Origin of the sequence: Actinocrinis sp., from assembly GCF_035946395.1 — a bacterium.
Lineage (GTDB): Bacteria > Actinomycetota > Actinomycetes > Streptomycetales > Catenulisporaceae > Actinocrinis.
This window is the reverse complement of sequence record NZ_DASYZI010000228.1, coordinates 1-2256: the sequence shown is the minus strand read 5'-3', so window position 1 is coordinate 2256 and position 2256 is coordinate 1. Positions and strand designations below refer to the sequence as shown.

At 68.5% G+C, this 2256-nt stretch carries 1 protein-coding gene and 1 pseudogene; one reads left to right on the top strand and one right to left on the bottom strand.

Going from position 1 to position 2256, the window contains the following annotated elements; genetic code table 11:
• A pseudogene (locus VGS97_RS14400) lies at nt 1–229 on the top strand (hypothetical protein); the annotation flags it as partial.
• A 123-nt stretch (nt 230–352) separates the two neighbouring features.
• Here VGS97_RS14400 and VGS97_RS14395 read toward each other — a convergent pair.
• On the bottom strand, nt 353–2125 hold the full coding sequence (locus VGS97_RS14395) for a cellulase family glycosylhydrolase (RefSeq protein WP_326853976.1): 1773 nt from the start codon (nt 2123–2125) through the stop codon (nt 353–355).
• Between the last annotated feature and the right edge of the window lie 131 nt (nt 2126–2256).

Genomic DNA, 2256 nt, shown 5'->3' with positions numbered 1-2256 from the left:
CTACCACATCTACGCGCCTGCCGGTACGTCCGACATCCAACGCCTGAGACTGTCGGAGTACGCAGTGGGAGTCAACCAGGAGCACGAGCAGTGGTCAGTCGTCCTGGCAGACCGGCTCCGCGCCGACACGAGTACCCGCGCGTACGTAAGCCGCTCCCAGGCGTTCACGGCCTCCCACAAGAACGGGATGACCGGCCTGCGGGAATGGTGGCATACCAACTCACGCTGAGCTGACACCGCCGACGATCCCGGCAGCCGACAGCACACTGCCGCCGCCGCGGTCCGCGGGCTGGTGTCCGCTGGACCACGACGGCGACGAGTACGAGTACGACGATGACGCGGTGCGCGGTGGTCAGGTCGCGGTGCAGGTGAGGATCGGTGTCGCCGCGCCGCCGTTGCCCTGGAATCCGAAGGTGGTCGAGCCTCCGGCCGCGATCACGCCGTTGCCCTGGGCAGTCGCCGTCTCGGTACTGCCCGAGGCGGTGCTGGTGGCGTTCCACATACTGGCGACCGACTGGCCGCCGGTCCAGGTCCAGGTGACCGTCCAGGACGCCGTCGGCTTGGTGCCGACGTTGGTCACGGTGACGTTGGCGATGAAGCCCCCGCTCCAACTGGTGGTGATCTGCATGGCGGCCGTGCAGCCGCCGTTCGCCGCGCTGGTCGTGGTGGCGGTCACCGCGGCGGATCGGGCCGACGCGTTGCCGGCTGCGTCAACGGCCGCCACCGAGTACGTGTACGCCGTCGACGGAGTCAGGCCCGGATCGGTGTAGGTGGTTGCGCCGTAAACGGTGGTGAGCAGCGTCGAGCCGCGATAGATGTAGTAGTCCGTCACGCCGACGTTGTCGGTCGAGGCGTTCCACTTGAGCGAGGCGGTCGTCGGCGTGGTGCCCGTGACCGTCAGGCCGGCGGGCACCGACGGCGCGGTGTAGTCGCCCCCTGAGACGGGCTGCCCGCCGAAGCCGGGCGCCTTGATGCCGGCGAGGTAGGCGTCCTTGGTCGTGTTGACCGTCGTCCAGTCGTCGTTGAGGATGCCGCCGGTGTCGCCCGAATCGGGGTTCCACGACCAGAACGTCCAGGAGAAGCTGTCCCCGCCGTACTGGCCAGTAGGCCGCAGGTAGTTCACCAGGGTCCTGAGCCAGGTCTGGTCGGTGGTGGAGGCCAGCGTGGTGCCGAACTCGCCGACCCAGACCGGGGCGATGTTCTGCTTGAACAGGTAGCCCCAGTAGGTGTCCCAGATCGCCTGCATGTTGTTCGGGAACGTCGGGTCGGTGAACCAGGACTGCTGCGCGACGCTGGTCGCGTAGTCGTGCGCCGAGTAGACGAGCCGGTTGGCGACGTTGAGCACGACCGGGAACTGTCCGGCGCCCGCGAGGTTGCCGCCCCACCAGTCGGACTGGCCGTTGAAGGTCTGCACGCCCTCGACGAAGATCAGCAGGTTGGGGTTGACCGACAGCACCGCGTTGCCCGCGCGCTCGGCCGCCAGCCGCCAGTCCTTCGTGGTGTCGCCGCAGCCCCAGCAGGCCGGGTCGTGCGGCTCGTTGTGCAGGTCGATGCCGATCACCGCGGGGTTGTTCTGGTAGCGGGTGGCCAGTGCCTGCAAGTCGGCGATCCAGGTGGACTCGGGGACGGCGCTGGTGTACCACAGCGCGGTCTGGCCGCTGGAGTCCGGACGGTGCCGGTCGAGGATGATCTTGAGGCCGATGGTACCCGCGTAGGCGACGATCTTGTCCATCACGCCGAGCGAGTTGAGGCCGGCCAGGTCGGCGTTCATGCCGCCGGAGTAGTTGATGCTCTGCGGCATGGTGTTCTTGAAGATGTCGTCGCTGTACGGCAGCCGGATCGTGTTGTATCCGAGCGACTTCATCTGGTCCATCATGCTCTTGTAGTCGCGGGTCCACAGGCCGTGCGCGACGTAGTTCGACGTCTCGAAGCCGAACCAGTTGACGCCGGCGATGCGCACCGGCTGGTTGTTCGAGTCGAGGATCTGCCGGCCGCTGGTGTGCCAGTACCCCGCGCCGAGCGTGGTGGCGGCCCGGGCCGGGGCGGTCGTCACGGTGGCGGCCAGCAGCGCGACGCCGACCGCGGCGGCCAGGGTGCCGCGAAGCCTTCTCAGGGGTCTTGCCATGGGCCGGCCCTTTCGTGGGAGGTGGTGGAGGCCGGGACGCAGCCGAGGCGCGCGTCGGCACGTCAGTCGGCTCTACTCCGGCGAGCGCCAAACTACGAACACCGGCGCGCAGGTCAACCGCACGCCGGGCC